This window comes from Pseudomonas sp. KH_021 (genome assembly GCF_057838865.1).
Window position 1 is genome coordinate 4,558,066 of sequence record NZ_CM174477.1, and the last position, 14,729, is coordinate 4,572,794.

Genomic DNA, 14,729 nt, shown 5'->3' on the forward strand with positions numbered 1-14,729 from the left:
CCTGGCGGTCGGGTGCCGAGTATAGACAGTTAGGCTACTAATGACAACGCAAAGGCCTACCCCAAATAGCGGATTGCGCTGGCCGAACAAAAGGCGTAAATGGCTGGGATTGTCGAGGAAAAACAACGCCCAAAGCCTTATCCAGCCGCACTTTAAGCAAATTGACTTTCGAATTTATCTCACTATAGTGGTGCGGGCCCTGCGTGGGGGGTCTGTCTGATGATTTCAAGCATTAATAGGAGGCCACATGGCTGACAAAAAAGCGCAGTTGATCATCGAGGGCGCTGCCCCCGTCGAGCTGCCCATTTTAACCGGCACCGTTGGTCCCGATGTTATCGACGTTAGAGGGCTGGGGGCCACGGGCCGCTTCACTTTCGACCCCGGTTTCATGGCGACCGCCTCGTGCGAGTCGAAGATCACCTACATCGACGGCGACCAAGGTATCCTGCTGCACCGCGGCTACCCGATCGAGCAGCTCGCCGAAAAATCCGACTACCTGGAAACCTGCTACCTGCTGCTCAACGGCGAACTGCCGAATGCAGAGCAGAAGGCCCAGTTCGTCAGCACCGTAAAGAACCACACCATGGTTCACGAGCAGTTGAAGTCCTTCTTCAACGGCTTTCGCCGCGACGCCCACCCAATGGCGGTCATGTGCGGCGTGGTTGGCGCCCTGTCGGCGTTCTACCATGACTCCCTGGACATCAATAACCCGCAGCACCGCGAAATCTCCGCGGTTCGCCTGGTTGCCAAGATGCCAACCCTGGCGGCGATGGTTTACAAGTACTCCATGGGCCAACCCATGATGTACCCGCGCAACGACCTGACGTACGCGGAAAACTTCCTGCACATGATGTTCAATACCCCGTGCGAGATCAAACCGATCAGCCCGGTACTCGCCAAGGCCATGGACCGGATCTTCATCCTCCACGCCGACCACGAGCAGAACGCATCGACTTCCACCGTACGCCTGGCAGGCTCCTCGGGTGCCAACCCGTTCGCCTGTATCGCCGCCGGTATCGCTGCACTGTGGGGCCCTGCCCATGGCGGCGCCAACGAAGCGGTCCTGACCATGCTCGATGAAATCGGCGATGTCTCGAACATCGACAAGTTCATCGCCAAGGCCAAGGACAAGAACGATCCGTTCAAGCTGATGGGCTTCGGTCATCGCGTTTACAAAAACCGCGACCCACGCGCTACCGTCATGAAGAAAACCTGTGACGAAGTGCTCAAAGAGCTGGGCATCAAGAACGATCCGCAGCTGGAACTGGCCATGCGCCTTGAAGAGATCGCCCTGACCGATCCTTACTTCATCGAGCGCTCGCTGTACCCGAACGTCGACTTCTACTCGGGGATAATCCTCAAGGCCATCGGCATTCCAACCAGCATGTTCACCGTGATCTTCGCCCTGGCGCGGACTGTCGGCTGGATCTCTCACTGGAAAGAAATGCTCTCCAGCCCGTACAAGATTGGCCGCCCACGCCAGCTGTACACCGGCTACGAGCAGCGCGACATCGAAAGCATCGACAATCGCAAGTAAGCTTTGCCGAAGCCGAATACAAAAAAAGCTGCCCTCGGGCAGCTTTTTTTGTGGGAAATATTTAACACTTTAAGCAGTACAGTTTTAAGAAAACACAATTAAATAAAAATTGTTATTTCTTTTCCGCCCGCTCTTTCAGCCCTTTCAGCGTATTAAAAGGCGCATCTACGACAAATTTGTTGGCAACCATCGCCGGAACACTACCACCAGGCTCGGTATGCACCTGATAGGTGACCTCGGTTTGATCTCCTTTGGGGGTCAATTTCCAGAACCCTTCTACTTTAGCGACCCGCACAAAGCCTTTTTCTTCGGGAATGTAGGTCGGCACACCCTCCAGTTTTCGAGTGAAGCTGCCATCTGCATCTTGGGTTGAGGTGACACGCAACACTGAATCGCGCGGTGTAACGGGCCAAGGGGTAGCGAACTGGGTATAAGTCCAGCTCTGATCACCTTCATGCTTGACCAGTTTCTGCGTCTTGCACTCATGAATCCAGGCGCATGAACCTGCGACGTCTTCCTGGATTTTCCTGATATCGGCAACACTGGCCTTGATCAGGGTGACCCCGCGATAAGCCTTGTATTCGGAGCCCGCCACCTCACTCAGCGAAACCTTGATCCCATCCTCATCCTTGGCCACTTGCCACTCTTCGGCATAGGCGCCATTCATCAGCAATACGCTCAACCCGGTTACAGCAGCCATTCGACGCAGCGATCCCATTTTGTATTCCTTATTGTCGAGAATCAGTTCATCAGGCCACAGCTGTCGCCTGCTCCCACCACCCAAGAATAGTGATTGCCTCTTCCTGACTACTGCCACACACCTCGGCATCAGCTTCAAATGCCCCACACACCGCCGGCCGTTCAGGGCGCCCGAACAGTTGGCAGAGATTGTCGACCGACAATTGCAGGCAGCGCACGCCAGCCGGCTTGCCATCAGGCATTCCAGGGATGGGCGAGCTGATAGAGGGGGCAATGCAGCAGGCGCCACAGCCTTCACGGCATTTCATGACGTCAGGACCTCTTCAAATCAGGGTGATGATGGAAACATGATAGTAGCGACTAAAACAGCCGTTTGAAATTGCCGTTGGGATGAAACTTGAAGTGACTCATGAGTCATTCGAAAATTTTTGCTGGCTACCGTTTGAATTCAAATTCCAGCGCTGCGCCTTCGATTTCCCGCTGAAAGTCATTGCGCAATTGCAGCTGCATTTCGTTGCTGATCAAGCGGCCGTTGAGCTGAAAAGGGCTTTCGCCAGCCTTGAGCGCCTCATCGAACATCGACGGCAGCAGCGGCTTGAGCACAATGGCATCAACCTTTGATGCCGGCTCCAACTCATTGACCATTTCTGGTGGCAGGCTCAGGTCAAGCCTCGATTTTGCCACCTCGGATTTCTTGCGTGCAGGCGTCTTGGCAGGCGCTTTTTCAGTAGCCTTGCCAGTGGCTTTGTGAACCTCAGCCTGCACCCCTTCCCGTTCGGCAGCCAACGCAGTGGGGCCGAAAGGCGAGGCAACAAGGCTGAATACTAAAGCACAAACCAGGCGGGAAGCTTTCATGGACGCAGGCAATGAGGGCGAATTGAGACCTATGGTCCTCGTTCAAACGCCCACTGACAAGCCCGCACCGTCTCTTTTACACTTTCTTCATGATTACAGGCCTTGGGCTGACTCCTGGCACAGTTGGCTGGCCAGCATCCCGAGGGTCATCAACGCACGTTCCGCCTCGCGATTCCAAGGGATTCCACAGTTGAGGCGAATACAGTGGTTGAATTGCTCGGTGTTACTGAAAATCAGCCCCGGCGCAATACTGATCCCTTGCTGCAATGCCCTGACGTGCAGTTCTTGAGTATTGACTCTCCCAGGCAAGCTGACCCACAAGATAAACCCGCCCGTCGGCCGGGTCATCTGCGTACCTTCGGGAAAATATTGCTGCACAGCAAGCTGATAAGCACTGAGATTTTTCCGGTATTCCTGCCTGATGTAACGCAAATGGCGGTCATAGCCCCCATTCTCCAGGTAAGCTGCAACCCCCATTTGCGTAACACTGCAGGCCGAATGTGTCGAAAATGTCTGCAAGCGCTGGATTTCAGCCTGGAATTTACCGGCGATCATCCAGCCGATTCGCACACCCGGCGACAAGGTCTTGGAAAAGCTCGAACAGTAGATCACCCTCCCCAACCGGTCATGCGCCTTGAGCGCCTTGGTTTTGCCCTGCTCGAACATCAATTCGCCATAGATGTCGTCTTCGACAATCTGAATGTCAAAATCCGATGCCAGCCGCAACAGATGCTTCTGCCTTTCTTCGGGCATGGTGCCACCCAGCGGGTTGCTCAAGCGCGGCGTCAGCACCAAGGCTTTGATCGACCACTGGTTGGCGGCCAGCTGCAGGGCCTCAAGGCTGATGCCGGTTGACGGGTCGCTAGGAATTTCGATGACCTTAAGGCCCAGCAGATCGGCCAATTGCAGCAAACCGTAGTAAGTGGGGGACTCCGCGGCGATCAAGTCACCGGGACGCGTCAGCACCCGCAATGACATCTGCAACGCGTCCACGCAGCCGTGGGTAATCACCACTTCCGATGGATCGACCACCACACCGGCATCCCGCATGCGGATCGCCACTTGACGGCGCAACGGCTCGAAACCGGGGCTGAACATGTAGCTGAAAGCCCGCGGGCTGTGAAAGCGAGTGACCTTGGCCAACTGCTGGTGCAAGGCCCGAACCGGCAAATAATCCACGTGCGGGACGGCAGCACCGAGCGGGAAAACGCCTTCACGGCGCGACTCCACCAACACTTGCTGGATGATACTGCTGCGCGTGACCAGACCCGGACGCTCTACCCGCGCAATATCAGGCGTTGGCGCGGTCAAAGCGGGTGTTTGGTGAACGTAATAACCCGACTGGGGCCGAGCACGGATCAGGCCCTGGTCCTCCAGGTTGGCATAAGCTTGCAATACAGTCGCATGGCTAACATTGAGCTGCGAGCTCATTTTTCGAACGGATGGCACACGCTCGCCGGGCTGATAGACCCCGCGACGAATGTCTTCGGCCAACTGTTGGGCGATACGTTGGTAAAGCAGGAGATTGGTCATCACAGATCTCAGCGTGCAGGCGATCTCATTGTTGGCTCAAGACTACCGTAACAGTTAACAAGTGTACTGGGACAGTTTCCAGAATAGTCGACAATACAGTCTTGTGACAGATGCAACCGTGCGCCGTCGACAAAATGCAGCAAAGCTTTCGCGCAGACGTAAAAAAGCCCGTTTCCCTTTCGAAAAACGGGCTATCGCCCACCTCAGAGCGGGGCAAGCCCGCGCTTTGGTTTATTCGCGCGCGGCACCCAGCTGGCCTTTGTCATCTGAGAAAACGATCTCTACACGACGGTTCTTGGCTCGCCCCCGCTCGGATGCATTGACCTCGACGGGGTATTCATCACCATAGCCCTGGACCTGGATACGCTTCTCATCGACACCCAGGTCAACCAGCATGTCGGCCACTGACTGCGCCCTGGCACGCGACAATTGCAGATTGTCCTGCTTGCTGCCGGTGCTGTCGGTGTAGCCCTCGATGCGGACGACGCGCTTGGGGTTCAACTGGAGAAACTGAACCAGTTTGAGCACGGTGCGGTTGGCTGACGATTTAAGATCAGCCTCGCCGGTGTCGAACAGCACATCGCCCAGGGTCAATACCAGGCCGCGATCATCGTCGTTGTTGGCAAGGTTGGTGATCTGCTCTTCCAGCCATTTGCCCTGTTGCTGAACGCTGGCAAGCTTGGCTTCGCGCAGGGCCAACTGCAGACGCTGGCGTTCAAGCTCAAGCTTGGCCAGGCGTTCTTCATTGAGCACCAACAGCGTGTGTTCGCGAGCGATCTCGCTATAGCGCTGGCTCAGGTACGCGTAATGACGCACATCAACGCCCGTCCCCCAGTAGCTGCTCAAACGATCAGCCTTGGCCAGCGATTCGCCAGCACGAATCACATCACGCGGGGCACTGCGCAGGACGTTGGAATCTTCCTTCACCTTCTGGAAATTGTCCGCTGCCAGTTGCAGCGCCGTTTCGGTGCGCTCACTGGCGCAACCGGCCAGACCGATTGCCGCCAGCATCATCCATGCACATGCCGTGGGTTTGATCACTCTCACTGCTGCTCCCCCAACTGCTTGTGCAAACGCTTGATTCGCGCCTCGAGTACGGTCAGTTGCTCCTGGCTCTTGGCGGTCAGCACACGGGCTTCGGCGAGTCGAGCATCGAGCTCGGCCTGCTCGGCCTTCATACGTGCGTCTTTGAAGTCCTGACTGGTGATATCGGCGCGTGCGCGGCCGAATTTTTCATCAGCGATCTTGAGCTCCGGCACGTCTTCGGTAGCGCCGACAGCCTTGGCCTGCTCGAGCGCCTGCTCGGTCAGGCGGATCTGTTCGGTGGGCGCCGGGTCATTGGCACAGCCTGCCAGGGCCAGCATCGCCACGGCAGCGAATAGCGGTTGGATTCTCACAAAGTCTTCCTACTGTTTAGAGGTGTCGAGCGATGGCTGCATCTGTGCTTTCCAGCGCTCGACATTGCGTTGCAATACAGCTTCGGTATGGCCTGAGGCCGGCAATTCTGTCATTTTTTTTGCCAGCTGTCCGCGCAACCACGGATCATTACAGGCCGAGTTGTGCGACAACGCGAGGTACAAGCCTGGCCGATCCACCGGCAAATCGTGCGACACCAAGTCACCGCCCATGCCTAGGCTCTGACTGTAGGCAAGGCCGGCATAACGGCCGGCAAGCACATATTCGACTTGCCCCAGCACCAGCTTCTGGAATGCCTGGGTCAGGTTCTCAGTTTTTTCAAGCTTCAAATGCTCATTAGCCAGCGCCTGGAAGGCGGGGGTCAATCGTGCGCGTTGCGAAACAGCGCCCACATGCCCGTACAAATCTGCCAAGCCGTGGTAAGCCAGCCCAGCATCGTGCCGGGTCCAGACCAGATAGTCGTTCTGCACCAAGGCCGGATGAATGTAGTCCATGGAACCGAGCTGATCGACCATCAGCGGCGCATCCAGCAAAAGGTCCATGCGACCGCTGCGCACCTCCTCCTGGGCACCGGCGCGCTTGCCGCCATAACGAATATCGACCTTCAAGCCCAACTCGCTGGCCACTTGGGTCAGCAGATCGGCATTGGCGCCGATCAGATGCAGCGGATCCTTGGGGTCCTGCCATAAATAAGGCGGGGCATCCGGGCTACCGGTGACCACCAGGCGCTCGCACTTACCCACTGCCAATGCCAACGAAGGCAGCAACAGCGCACCTATCATGGCCACTGCCTTGAACCGGCCAAGCCGTCCCATGCACTCCTCTCCTTTTTACAAATGGGCCATCCAAAAAAAAAAAAACCCGATCGATTGATCGGGCTCAGAGTGATGACACCCCGGTAGGAGCCGGGTTTACCCGCGATAAAGACAACGCCGTCTGCCTGATACACAGCGGCGCAGCCATCGCAGTGGTCCGGCATTCCGGCAAGCCTGGCTCCTACAAGGGATCATCAGCCACCTGAACCTGATCGATTGATCGGGCTCTTTTATAAGTGAAGCCGCTGGATTAGACCAGCTTCTCCATCTCAGGAATGGCTTCGAACAGGTCCGCAACCAGGCCGTAATCAGCCACCTGGAAGATCGGCGCCTCTTCATCCTTGTTGATCGCAACGATCACTTTGGAGTCTTTCATACCGGCCAGGTGCTGGATCGCGCCGGAGATACCGACGGCGATGTACAGCTGTGGCGCAACGATTTTGCCGGTTTGGCCGACCTGCATGTCGTTCGGTACGAAGCCTGCGTCGACCGCAGCGCGCGAAGCACCCACGGCAGCGCCCAGCTTGTCGGCCAGTGCGTACAGGTGCTTGAAGTTGTCGCCGTTCTGCATGCCGCGACCGCCGGAAACGACGATCTTGGCAGCGGTCAGCTCAGGGCGATCGGACTTGGCCAGCTCTTCGCCAACGAAGGACGATTTGCCTGCGTTGTGAACCGCCGCAACGGTTTCAACCGCAGCCGAACCGCCTTCTGCAGCAACAGGGTCGAAGCCAGTCGCACGCACGGTGATGACCTTGATGGCCGCCGTCGATTGCACGGTGGCAATGGCGTTACCGGCGTAGATCGGACGCTTGAAGGTGTCAGCCGATTCTACCGAGATGATCTCGGAGATCTGGTCGACGTCCAACTGAGCGGCCACGCGCGGCAGGATGTTTTTGCCGTTGGAAGTGGCAGGCGCGAGGATGTGGCTATAGCCAGCACCCAGCTCTGCAATCAGCGGCGCAACGTTTTCCGGCAGCTGGTGGGCGTAGGCGGCGTTATCGGCCACCAGCACCTTGGCCACGCCTGCGATTTTCGCAGCCGCTTCGGCAACACCACCGACGCTTGCGCCGGCAACCAGTACATGAACATCACCACCGATTTTGGCGGCAGCCGCCACGGTGTTCAAGGTAGCCGGGGCTACGACACCGTTTTCGTGTTCAGCGATAACCAGGATAGTCATTTAGATTACCTTCGCTTCGTTCTTCAGTTTCTCGACCAGTTCTGCAACCGACTTGACCTTGATGCCTGCGCTGCGAGCAGCCGGGGCTTCAACTTTCAGGGTCTTGTTGGTCGAAGCGGTGGAAACACCCAGGGCATCCGGGGTGACGGTTTCCAGCGGCTTCTTCTTGGCCTTCATGATGTTGGGCAAGGAAGCGTAGCGAGGCTCGTTCAACCGCAGGTCGGTGGTGACGATGGCTGGCAGATTCAGCGAAACGGTCTGCAGGCCGCCGTCGACTTCACGGATGACGCTGACTTTGTCGCCAGCAATTTCGACCTTGGAGGCGAAAGTGCCCTGAGCGTAACCACTCAGCGCTGCGAGCATCTGGCCGGTCTGGTTGTTGTCGCTGTCGATGGCCTGTTTGCCAAGGATCACCAGTTGAGGCTGCTCCTTGTCGACAACAGCCTTGAGCAGCTTGGCCACAGCCAGGGAAGTCAGCTCTTCAGCAGACTCCACCAACACAGCGCGATCTGCGCCCAGCGCCAGGGCCGTACGCAGTTGTTCCTGCGCAGTGGCGGGACCAACGGTAACGACGACGATCTCGCTCGCCACGCCTTTTTCCTTCAGGCGGACGGCTTCTTCCACGGCGATCTCGCAGAAGGGGTTCATGGACATCTTGACGTTAGCAAGGTCGACGCCGGAGTTATCCGCTTTGACGCGAACCTTGACGTTATAGTCGACCACTCGTTTGACAGCTACAAGAACCTTCATGGATTCCTCGTTACTCTCCGGTGAAAAGATTGTCGCCTGGACGGACCCGGCGATGCTCGTGGGCACAAGGGCACCTCTAAAAACGATGGCCGCGGCGCAAATTTAGCCTGACTTATCAGTCTTGAATCGACTGTTAACGGTAAAACCGCTAAGTCATCCGTTGTTGCGACGTGTAGACTCCACTACAAAAACGGATCTGGCACTTCTGCACTGCGTTTTGCTGGTCTTTAGGGGTGCTCCTGCATCCGACGGTCAGCCTACGGCGAGCGCAAAACCGACCGTATCTTGACCGGAACACCTAATCCGGTCAATACGGCAAACTGGCCAGTCATTAGCCGCCTATCTTTGATTTTACTGGTCTCCAGTAAATTCAAACAAACGTTTGTATTGGACCTCCGCAGTGGTGTAGATATAATGCGCGGCTCGAGACAAAACTGTGTAGTCCGTTTGTGCATGTGCTACAGCATCACGGGCCATTCGCAGTGCCGCCGACACGACCAATTAGAAAAATACTGATGAGCCTTGAGTAGGAGAGAACCTGTGGAACGCGAATACATGGAATTCGACGTGGTCATCGTCGGCGCAGGCCCGGCGGGCCTGTCCGCCGCCTGCCGACTGAAGCAGAAGGCCGCCGAAGCCGGTAACGAAATCAGCGTCTGCGTGGTCGAGAAAGGCTCCGAAGTCGGTGCCCACATCCTCTCCGGCGCCGTGTTCGAACCGCGCGCACTCAACGAGTTGTTCCCGGACTGGAAAGAACTGGGCGCGCCGCTGAACACCGAAGTCAAACGCGACGACATCTTTGTGCTCAAGAATGCCGAGGGCGCCATCAAGGTGCCTGACCTGTTCGTGCCCAAGACCATGCACAACGAAGGCAACTACATCATTTCGCTGGGCAACCTGTGCCGTTGGCTGGCCCAACAGGCCGAGAACCTGGGCGTAGAAATCTACCCAGGCTTTGCCGCCCAGGAAGCGCTGATCGACGAACACGGCGCGGTGCGCGGCATCGTCACCGGCGACATGGGCGTTGACCGAGAAGGCAACCCCAAGGAAGGCATGTACACCCCGGGCATGGAACTGCGCGGCAAGTACACCCTGTTCGCAGAAGGCTGCCGTGGCCATATCGGCAAGCAACTGATCAAGCGCTACAACCTGGACAGCGACGCCGATGCCCAACACTACGGCATTGGCCTGAAAGAAATCTGGGAAGTCGACCCGGCCAAGCACCAGCAAGGCCTGGTGGTTCACACCGCCGGCTGGCCGCTGAACATCATGGGCACCGAGAACACCGGCGGCTCGTTCCTCTATCACCTGGAAAACAACCAGGTGGTGGTCGGCTTGATCGTCGATCTTTCCTATTCCAACCCTTACTTGTCGCCATTCGATGAATTCCAGCGCCTGAAGCACCACCCGGTCTTCAAGCAGTACCTGGAAGGCGGCAAGCGCATCAGCTATGGCGCACGCGCCATCAGCAAGGGCGGCCTGAACTCGCTGCCGAAGATGGTCTTCAAGGGCGGCGCGCTGATCGGCTGCGACCTCGGCACCCTGAACTTCGCCAAAATCAAGGGCAGCCACACCGCGATGAAGTCCGGCATGCTCGCCGCCGAAGCCGTAGCAGACGCCCTGTTCGCTGGAAAGGAAGGCGGTGACGAACTGACCGGTTATGTCGATGCGTTCAAAGCCAGCTGGGTCTATGAAGAACTGTTCACCAGCCGCAACTTCGGCCCAGCGATCCACAAGTTCGGCCCGATCATCGGCGGTGGTTTCAACTGGCTCGACCAGAACCTGTTCGGCGGCAAGATCCCGTTCACCCTGCGTGACACCAAGCCGGACTACGCCTGCCTGAAGCTTGCAGCTGACTCAACGAAGATCGACTACCCCAAGCCCGACGGCAAGCTGAGCTTCGACAAGCTGAGCTCGGTGTTCCTCTCTAACACCAACCATGAAGAAGAGCAGCCGTGCCACCTGAAATTGGCCGATGCCAGCATCCCGATCAGCCAGAACCTGCCGCTGTACGACGAGCCGGCCCAGCGCTACTGCCCCGCGGGCGTGTACGAAGTCGTCACACAAGAAGACGGCGCCAAGCGCTTCCAGATCAACGCCCAGAACTGCGTACACTGCAAGACCTGCGATATCAAGGACCCGGCCCAGAACATTACCTGGGTTACTCCTGAAGGTTCGGGTGGGCCGACTTACCCGAACATGTAATCGGCGGGCCTGCGGTGTAACCATCGCGGCCCCACCCGATACACCGCGTCGTCTTCATCGCAGCCAAGGCTGGCTCCTACCGAACCTTGTAGGAGCCAGCCTTGGCTGCGATGAAGACGACGCGGACCTCTAGATATATCACGGCCCTTTAAAGCTTCGACATCACCACCCTGCCCACCGCAGGCTCAGCGTTCCTGCCAAACACCATCGCCGTCCCAACACCCACCATCCCCATCACCAGACAAAAGCCCACACACACCCATGGGCTCCACGGCATCAGCGCGATCAGTATCAACGGTGTGGTACTGGCCCACAGCGCGTAGGCGATGTTGTAGGTGAACGAAATGCCCGACACACGGATTTTGGCCGGGAACAACCCGACCATCACCGAAGGCACCACGCCCACCACACCACAGGCCAAACCTGCCAGCGCATAAGCATATCCCGGCCAACCCCATCCGCCGATCAAGCTGGCATACAGCGCTGCAATACCCAGCGGCAACAGCACGCTATAGATGACCAACGCCCGCCAGGCGCCAATACGGTCCACCAGCAACCCTGCCAGCACGCAGCCAATATTCAGGAACACGATCCCCATGCTGCTCAAGGCGAAGGTGTGAGCGGCATCGATGCCAAACTGCTTTTGCATCACCGTCGGGGTAATCACCACCAACACCACCACCGCCGAGGTCAAAACACACGTCAGCAGTGCCGCCGGCAACAGGGCCGCACGATGCTCGCGCAACACGGTACGCAGCGGCATTTCGACCACTGCCTCACGTCGCTCACGCAGGGCCAGAAATACCGGTGTTTCGCTCAACCAGCGACGCAGCCAGACGCCAATCACACCGAACACCCCGCCCAACAGGAATGGAAAGCGCCAGGCGTAATCGAGAATTTCCTGGGGGCTGTAGAGTTGAGCCAGCAAGGTTGCGGTCAATGCTCCCAGCAGATAACCGAAGGTCAGGCCTGCCTGTAAAAAGCCCAAGGCATAGCCACGACGGCCCTGGGGCGCATGTTCGGCAACGAACACCCAGGCGCTCGGCACCTCCCCGCCTACCGCGGCGCCTTGCAGAATTCGCAGGCCGAGCAGGATCAGGGGGGCGGTGTAGCCAATTTCAGCGTAGGTGGGCATCACGCCGATCAAAAGACACGGCAGAGCCATCATCAGAATACTGAGGCTGAATACCTTCTTGCGACCCAGGTGATCGGCGAAATGCGCCATCACGATGCCGCCCAACGGCCGGGCAAGATAGCCCGTCACGAAAATCCCGAAGCTTTGCAGCAGACGCAGCCATTCGGGCATCTCGGGCGGGAAGAACAGCTGGCTCAGGGTCAAGGCGAAAAACACGAAAATAATGAAATCGTAGATTTCCAGCGCTCCCCCTAACGCAGCCAGGCCGAGGGTCTTGTGGTCACTGCGCGACAGGCGGATCGGGCGCGCGGGATCAAGGGCAGTCATAAGGGCATCCGCATTAATAAGCAGGCGGCGCATCTGGGTGCGCGTCGAAGGGGCGCAGCATAGCAAAATGAGTGCAGGCCTGTTACCGACACACCGACTCAATACTTGTGATCGGCTCAGCGCCTGGAGAATACGATGTCCTGGCGGCCTATACGGCTTTTGGGGCGGGGCCCTGGCAGGGTCAAGGGCAATTCTGCAAGCACCTGAGGTGCATCGACGATTTCCATGAATGTCTTCAAGGCATCGCTGTCTGGCAGGCGTGGCAGGCACACGCTGACTGCCTGGCGCTGGGCCGGGGGTACGCTTGGGACTTGCAAGTTTTGGGTCTCGTAGAGCAAGGCGTGGCGAATCTGTGGGTTGCCCCGACAGAAGCGCTGCATATCAACACCGGCATGGCTCGCAAGGTCGGTATTAGCGATCAACAAATGGAAGGGGTCCAACGCACCTTGAATCAACTTGAGCAAATGCTCGAACGAATGCACCGGGGCAATACGGTAGTAGCCCATCTGATTGAGCATTTTCTCGATCTGCATGACCTGCACCAGATGCTCGTCGGCGATCAGGATTCGCATGGCTTTGTTTGGCATCATCAATGACCAAGGCAGTAAACGTGAAGGACCTTCCTTGACCAGTACAACGCCATTGAACAACTGCAGGCTGTTGGCACGCTCCCCGCCAACGTTGGCTCTGTTCTCTATAGTTGTTGAAAAAATCGTTAAATCAAGTGGGTGCCTGCAAACACTCGATTGAACCGATGATCGGAACCCTTGTCACAATTAGCTTACCCTCGCCAACGCCCCAGCGCACGCTCTTCCAGGCGCGGGTTTGTGGTAAAAAGAGCGATTTACCGGTAGCACGACAAATCCCAAGGCGAGTACCCTTCTGCGCCTGAACCGCCTGCGGGCCCGGCCCGAGCCACCGGCCCACGTTTTATGTTGGAGATCCGCCCCATGACCGCGCAGCAGACCGTCACCGTCACGCCCACGACCCAGCCCCTGACGGGCCACGTGAGCCCACCCGGCTCAAAATCGATCACCAACCGCGCCCTGCTGCTGGCGGCCTTGGCCAAGGGCACCAGCCGCTTGGCCGGCGCCCTGAAAAGCGATGACACCCGGCACATGTCAAACGCGCTGCGGCAAATGGGCGTGACGATCGAAGAGCCGGACGACACCACTTTCATCGTCACCAGCAGCGGCCAACTGAAGGCACCCGAGGGGCCGTTGTTCCTCGGTAACGCTGGCACTGCCGTACGCTTTCTGACCGCCGCTGTGACCACTGTGAACGGCAGTGTCACGGTCGATGGCGACGAGTACATGCGCAAGCGCCCCATCGGACCACTGCTCGACACTTTGCGCAGCAATGGCGTCAACATCGAATGCCCGACCGGGTGCCCGCCTGTGCGTATCCAAGGTAATGGCAAGGTCCCGGCGACGCGATTCGAGATCGATGGCGGGCTGTCCAGCCAGTATGTATCGGCCCTACTGATGCTCGCCGCCTGCGGTGAAAGCCCGGTAGAAGTGGCGCTGACCGGCAACCATATCGGCGCCCGCGGCTACGTCGACCTGACCCTGGCCTGCATGCGCGCCTTCGGCGCGAGCATCGACGCCGAGCAAGAAGGCACCTGGAAAGTCGCCGCCAGCGGCTACCGCGCCAACGACTACCTGATCGAACCCGATGCCTCGGCGGCTACCTACCTGTGGGCGGCGCAGGCCTTGACCCAGGGCCGGATCGACCTGGGCGTGGCCGCAGAAGACTTCACCCAGCCCGATGCCAAGGCCTGGGACGTGATCGCCAGCTTCCCGAACATGCAGGCGGTGATCGACGGCTCGCAAATGCAGGACGCGATTCCGACCCTGGCCGTACTGGCCGCCTTCAACCAAACGCCGGTGCGCTTTGTCGGCCTGGCTAACTTGCGGGTCAAGGAGTGTGACCGTGTACAGGCCCTGCATGACGGCCTGAACGCCATTCGCCCGGGGCTGGCCAGTGTTGAAGTGGATGACCTGCTGGTCGCGGCAGACCCGGCACTGGCTGGCACCTCCTGTGATGCCTTGGTCGATACCCATGCCGATCACCGGATTGCCATGTGCTTTGCGCTGGCTGGGCTCAAGGTAGCGGGTGTAAAGATCCAGGACCCGGACTGCGTGGGCAAGACTTACCCTGGCTATTGGAAAGCGCTGGAATCGTTGGGGGTTAACCTGACATTCGCGGGTTGAGCCCTGTAGGAGCAGACCTTGGTCGCGATGGCATCACCACCGTTTTACAGAAAAACCGCGGTGA

The 14,729-nt window shown here is 58.2% G+C and carries 14 protein-coding genes; 3 read left to right on the plus strand and 11 right to left on the minus strand.

Annotated elements, in window-relative coordinates; translation table 11 throughout:
• Positions 1-247: 247 nt before the first annotated feature.
• The gene (gene gltA / locus AC3IX4_RS21005; protein WP_489257307.1) at positions 248-1,537 is read left to right on the plus strand and encodes a citrate synthase; all 1,290 of its coding nucleotides are present in this window, start codon (positions 248-250) and stop codon (positions 1,535-1,537) included.
• A gap of 112 nt (positions 1,538-1,649) precedes the next feature.
• Here gltA and AC3IX4_RS21010 read toward each other — a convergent pair whose 3' ends face one another.
• From AC3IX4_RS21010 to AC3IX4_RS21050, 9 genes are all read right to left on the minus strand, one after another.
• Complete coding sequence (locus AC3IX4_RS21010; RefSeq protein WP_489261331.1) at positions 1,650-2,255, minus strand: START domain-containing protein; 606 nt, start codon at positions 2,253-2,255, stop codon at positions 1,650-1,652.
• A gap of 31 nt (positions 2,256-2,286) precedes the next feature.
• Positions 2,287-2,544 carry a YkgJ family cysteine cluster protein gene (locus tag AC3IX4_RS21015; RefSeq protein WP_489257308.1) on the minus strand — a complete coding sequence of 86 codons (258 nt, stop codon included), beginning with the start codon at positions 2,542-2,544 and terminating at the stop codon, positions 2,287-2,289.
• Between the two features lie 127 nt (positions 2,545-2,671).
• Complete coding sequence (locus AC3IX4_RS21020; RefSeq protein ID WP_489257309.1) at positions 2,672-3,091, minus strand: hypothetical protein; 420 nt, start codon at positions 3,089-3,091, stop codon at positions 2,672-2,674.
• 93 nt (positions 3,092-3,184) lie between these two features.
• Entirely contained in the window at positions 3,185-4,624 is a 1,440-nt protein-coding gene (locus AC3IX4_RS21025; RefSeq protein WP_489257310.1) for an aminotransferase-like domain-containing protein, read from the minus strand.
• A gap of 231 nt (positions 4,625-4,855) precedes the next feature.
• A complete protein-coding gene (locus AC3IX4_RS21030; RefSeq protein ID WP_489261332.1) occupies positions 4,856-5,638 on the minus strand; it encodes an OmpA family protein in 783 nt (260 codons plus the stop codon).
• 29 nt (positions 5,639-5,667) lie between these two features.
• A complete protein-coding gene (locus AC3IX4_RS21035; protein ID WP_489257311.1) occupies positions 5,668-6,021 on the minus strand; it encodes a DUF4398 domain-containing protein in 354 nt (117 codons plus the stop codon).
• Between the two features lie 9 nt (positions 6,022-6,030).
• Positions 6,031-6,855: a substrate-binding periplasmic protein gene (locus AC3IX4_RS21040; protein WP_489257312.1), complete on the minus strand. Its 825-nt coding sequence runs from the start codon at positions 6,853-6,855 to the stop codon at positions 6,031-6,033.
• Positions 6,856-7,105: 250 nt separating this feature from the next.
• Complete coding sequence (locus AC3IX4_RS21045; RefSeq protein ID WP_489257313.1) at positions 7,106-8,035, minus strand: electron transfer flavoprotein subunit alpha/FixB family protein; 930 nt, start codon at positions 8,033-8,035, stop codon at positions 7,106-7,108.
• On the minus strand, positions 8,036-8,785 hold the full coding sequence (locus AC3IX4_RS21050; RefSeq protein ID WP_489257314.1) for an electron transfer flavoprotein subunit beta/FixA family protein: 750 nt from the start codon (positions 8,783-8,785) through the stop codon (positions 8,036-8,038).
• A gap of 540 nt (positions 8,786-9,325) precedes the next feature.
• Here AC3IX4_RS21050 and AC3IX4_RS21055 point away from each other — a divergent pair.
• Positions 9,326-10,990, plus strand: a complete 1,665-nt coding sequence (locus tag AC3IX4_RS21055) for an electron transfer flavoprotein-ubiquinone oxidoreductase (protein WP_489257315.1) — start codon at positions 9,326-9,328, stop codon at positions 10,988-10,990.
• 148 nt (positions 10,991-11,138) lie between these two features.
• On the opposite strand, the gene AC3IX4_RS21060 is transcribed toward AC3IX4_RS21055, so the two are convergent.
• On the minus strand, positions 11,139-12,452 hold the full coding sequence (locus AC3IX4_RS21060; RefSeq protein ID WP_489257316.1) for an MFS transporter: 1,314 nt from the start codon (positions 12,450-12,452) through the stop codon (positions 11,139-11,141).
• A 116-nt stretch (positions 12,453-12,568) separates the two neighbouring features.
• A complete protein-coding gene (locus AC3IX4_RS21065; protein ID WP_489257317.1) occupies positions 12,569-13,039 on the minus strand; it encodes a histidine kinase in 471 nt (156 codons plus the stop codon).
• Between the two features lie 363 nt (positions 13,040-13,402).
• On the opposite strand from AC3IX4_RS21065, the gene AC3IX4_RS21070 reads away from it, so the two are divergent.
• Entirely contained in the window at positions 13,403-14,665 is a 1,263-nt protein-coding gene (locus tag AC3IX4_RS21070) for a 3-phosphoshikimate 1-carboxyvinyltransferase (protein ID WP_489257318.1), read from the plus strand.
• The last annotated feature ends 64 nt before the right edge of the window (positions 14,666-14,729 follow it).

Coding starts and splice junctions, on each gene's coding strand:
- gltA (WP_489257307.1), top strand. CDS start 248: ATGGCTGACAAAAAAGCGCAGTTGATCATCGAGGGCGCTGCCCCCGTC.
- AC3IX4_RS21010 (WP_489261331.1), bottom strand. CDS start 2,255: ATGGGATCGCTGCGTCGAATGGCTGCTGTAACCGGGTTGAGCGTATTG.
- AC3IX4_RS21015 (WP_489257308.1), bottom strand. CDS start 2,544: ATGAAATGCCGTGAAGGCTGTGGCGCCTGCTGCATTGCCCCCTCTATC.
- AC3IX4_RS21020 (WP_489257309.1), bottom strand. CDS start 3,091: ATGAAAGCTTCCCGCCTGGTTTGTGCTTTAGTATTCAGCCTTGTTGCC.
- AC3IX4_RS21025 (WP_489257310.1), bottom strand. CDS start 4,624: ATGACCAATCTCCTGCTTTACCAACGTATCGCCCAACAGTTGGCCGAA.
- AC3IX4_RS21030 (WP_489261332.1), bottom strand. CDS start 5,638: ATGATGCTGGCGGCAATCGGTCTGGCCGGTTGCGCCAGTGAGCGCACC.
- AC3IX4_RS21040 (WP_489257312.1), bottom strand. CDS start 6,855: ATGGGACGGCTTGGCCGGTTCAAGGCAGTGGCCATGATAGGTGCGCTG.
- AC3IX4_RS21045 (WP_489257313.1), bottom strand. CDS start 8,035: ATGACTATCCTGGTTATCGCTGAACACGAAAACGGTGTCGTAGCCCCG.
- AC3IX4_RS21050 (WP_489257314.1), bottom strand. CDS start 8,785: ATGAAGGTTCTTGTAGCTGTCAAACGAGTGGTCGACTATAACGTCAAG.
- AC3IX4_RS21060 (WP_489257316.1), bottom strand. CDS start 12,452: ATGACTGCCCTTGATCCCGCGCGCCCGATCCGCCTGTCGCGCAGTGAC.
- AC3IX4_RS21065 (WP_489257317.1), bottom strand. CDS start 13,039: ATGCCAAACAAAGCCATGCGAATCCTGATCGCCGACGAGCATCTGGTG.
- AC3IX4_RS21070 (WP_489257318.1), top strand. CDS start 13,403: ATGACCGCGCAGCAGACCGTCACCGTCACGCCCACGACCCAGCCCCTG.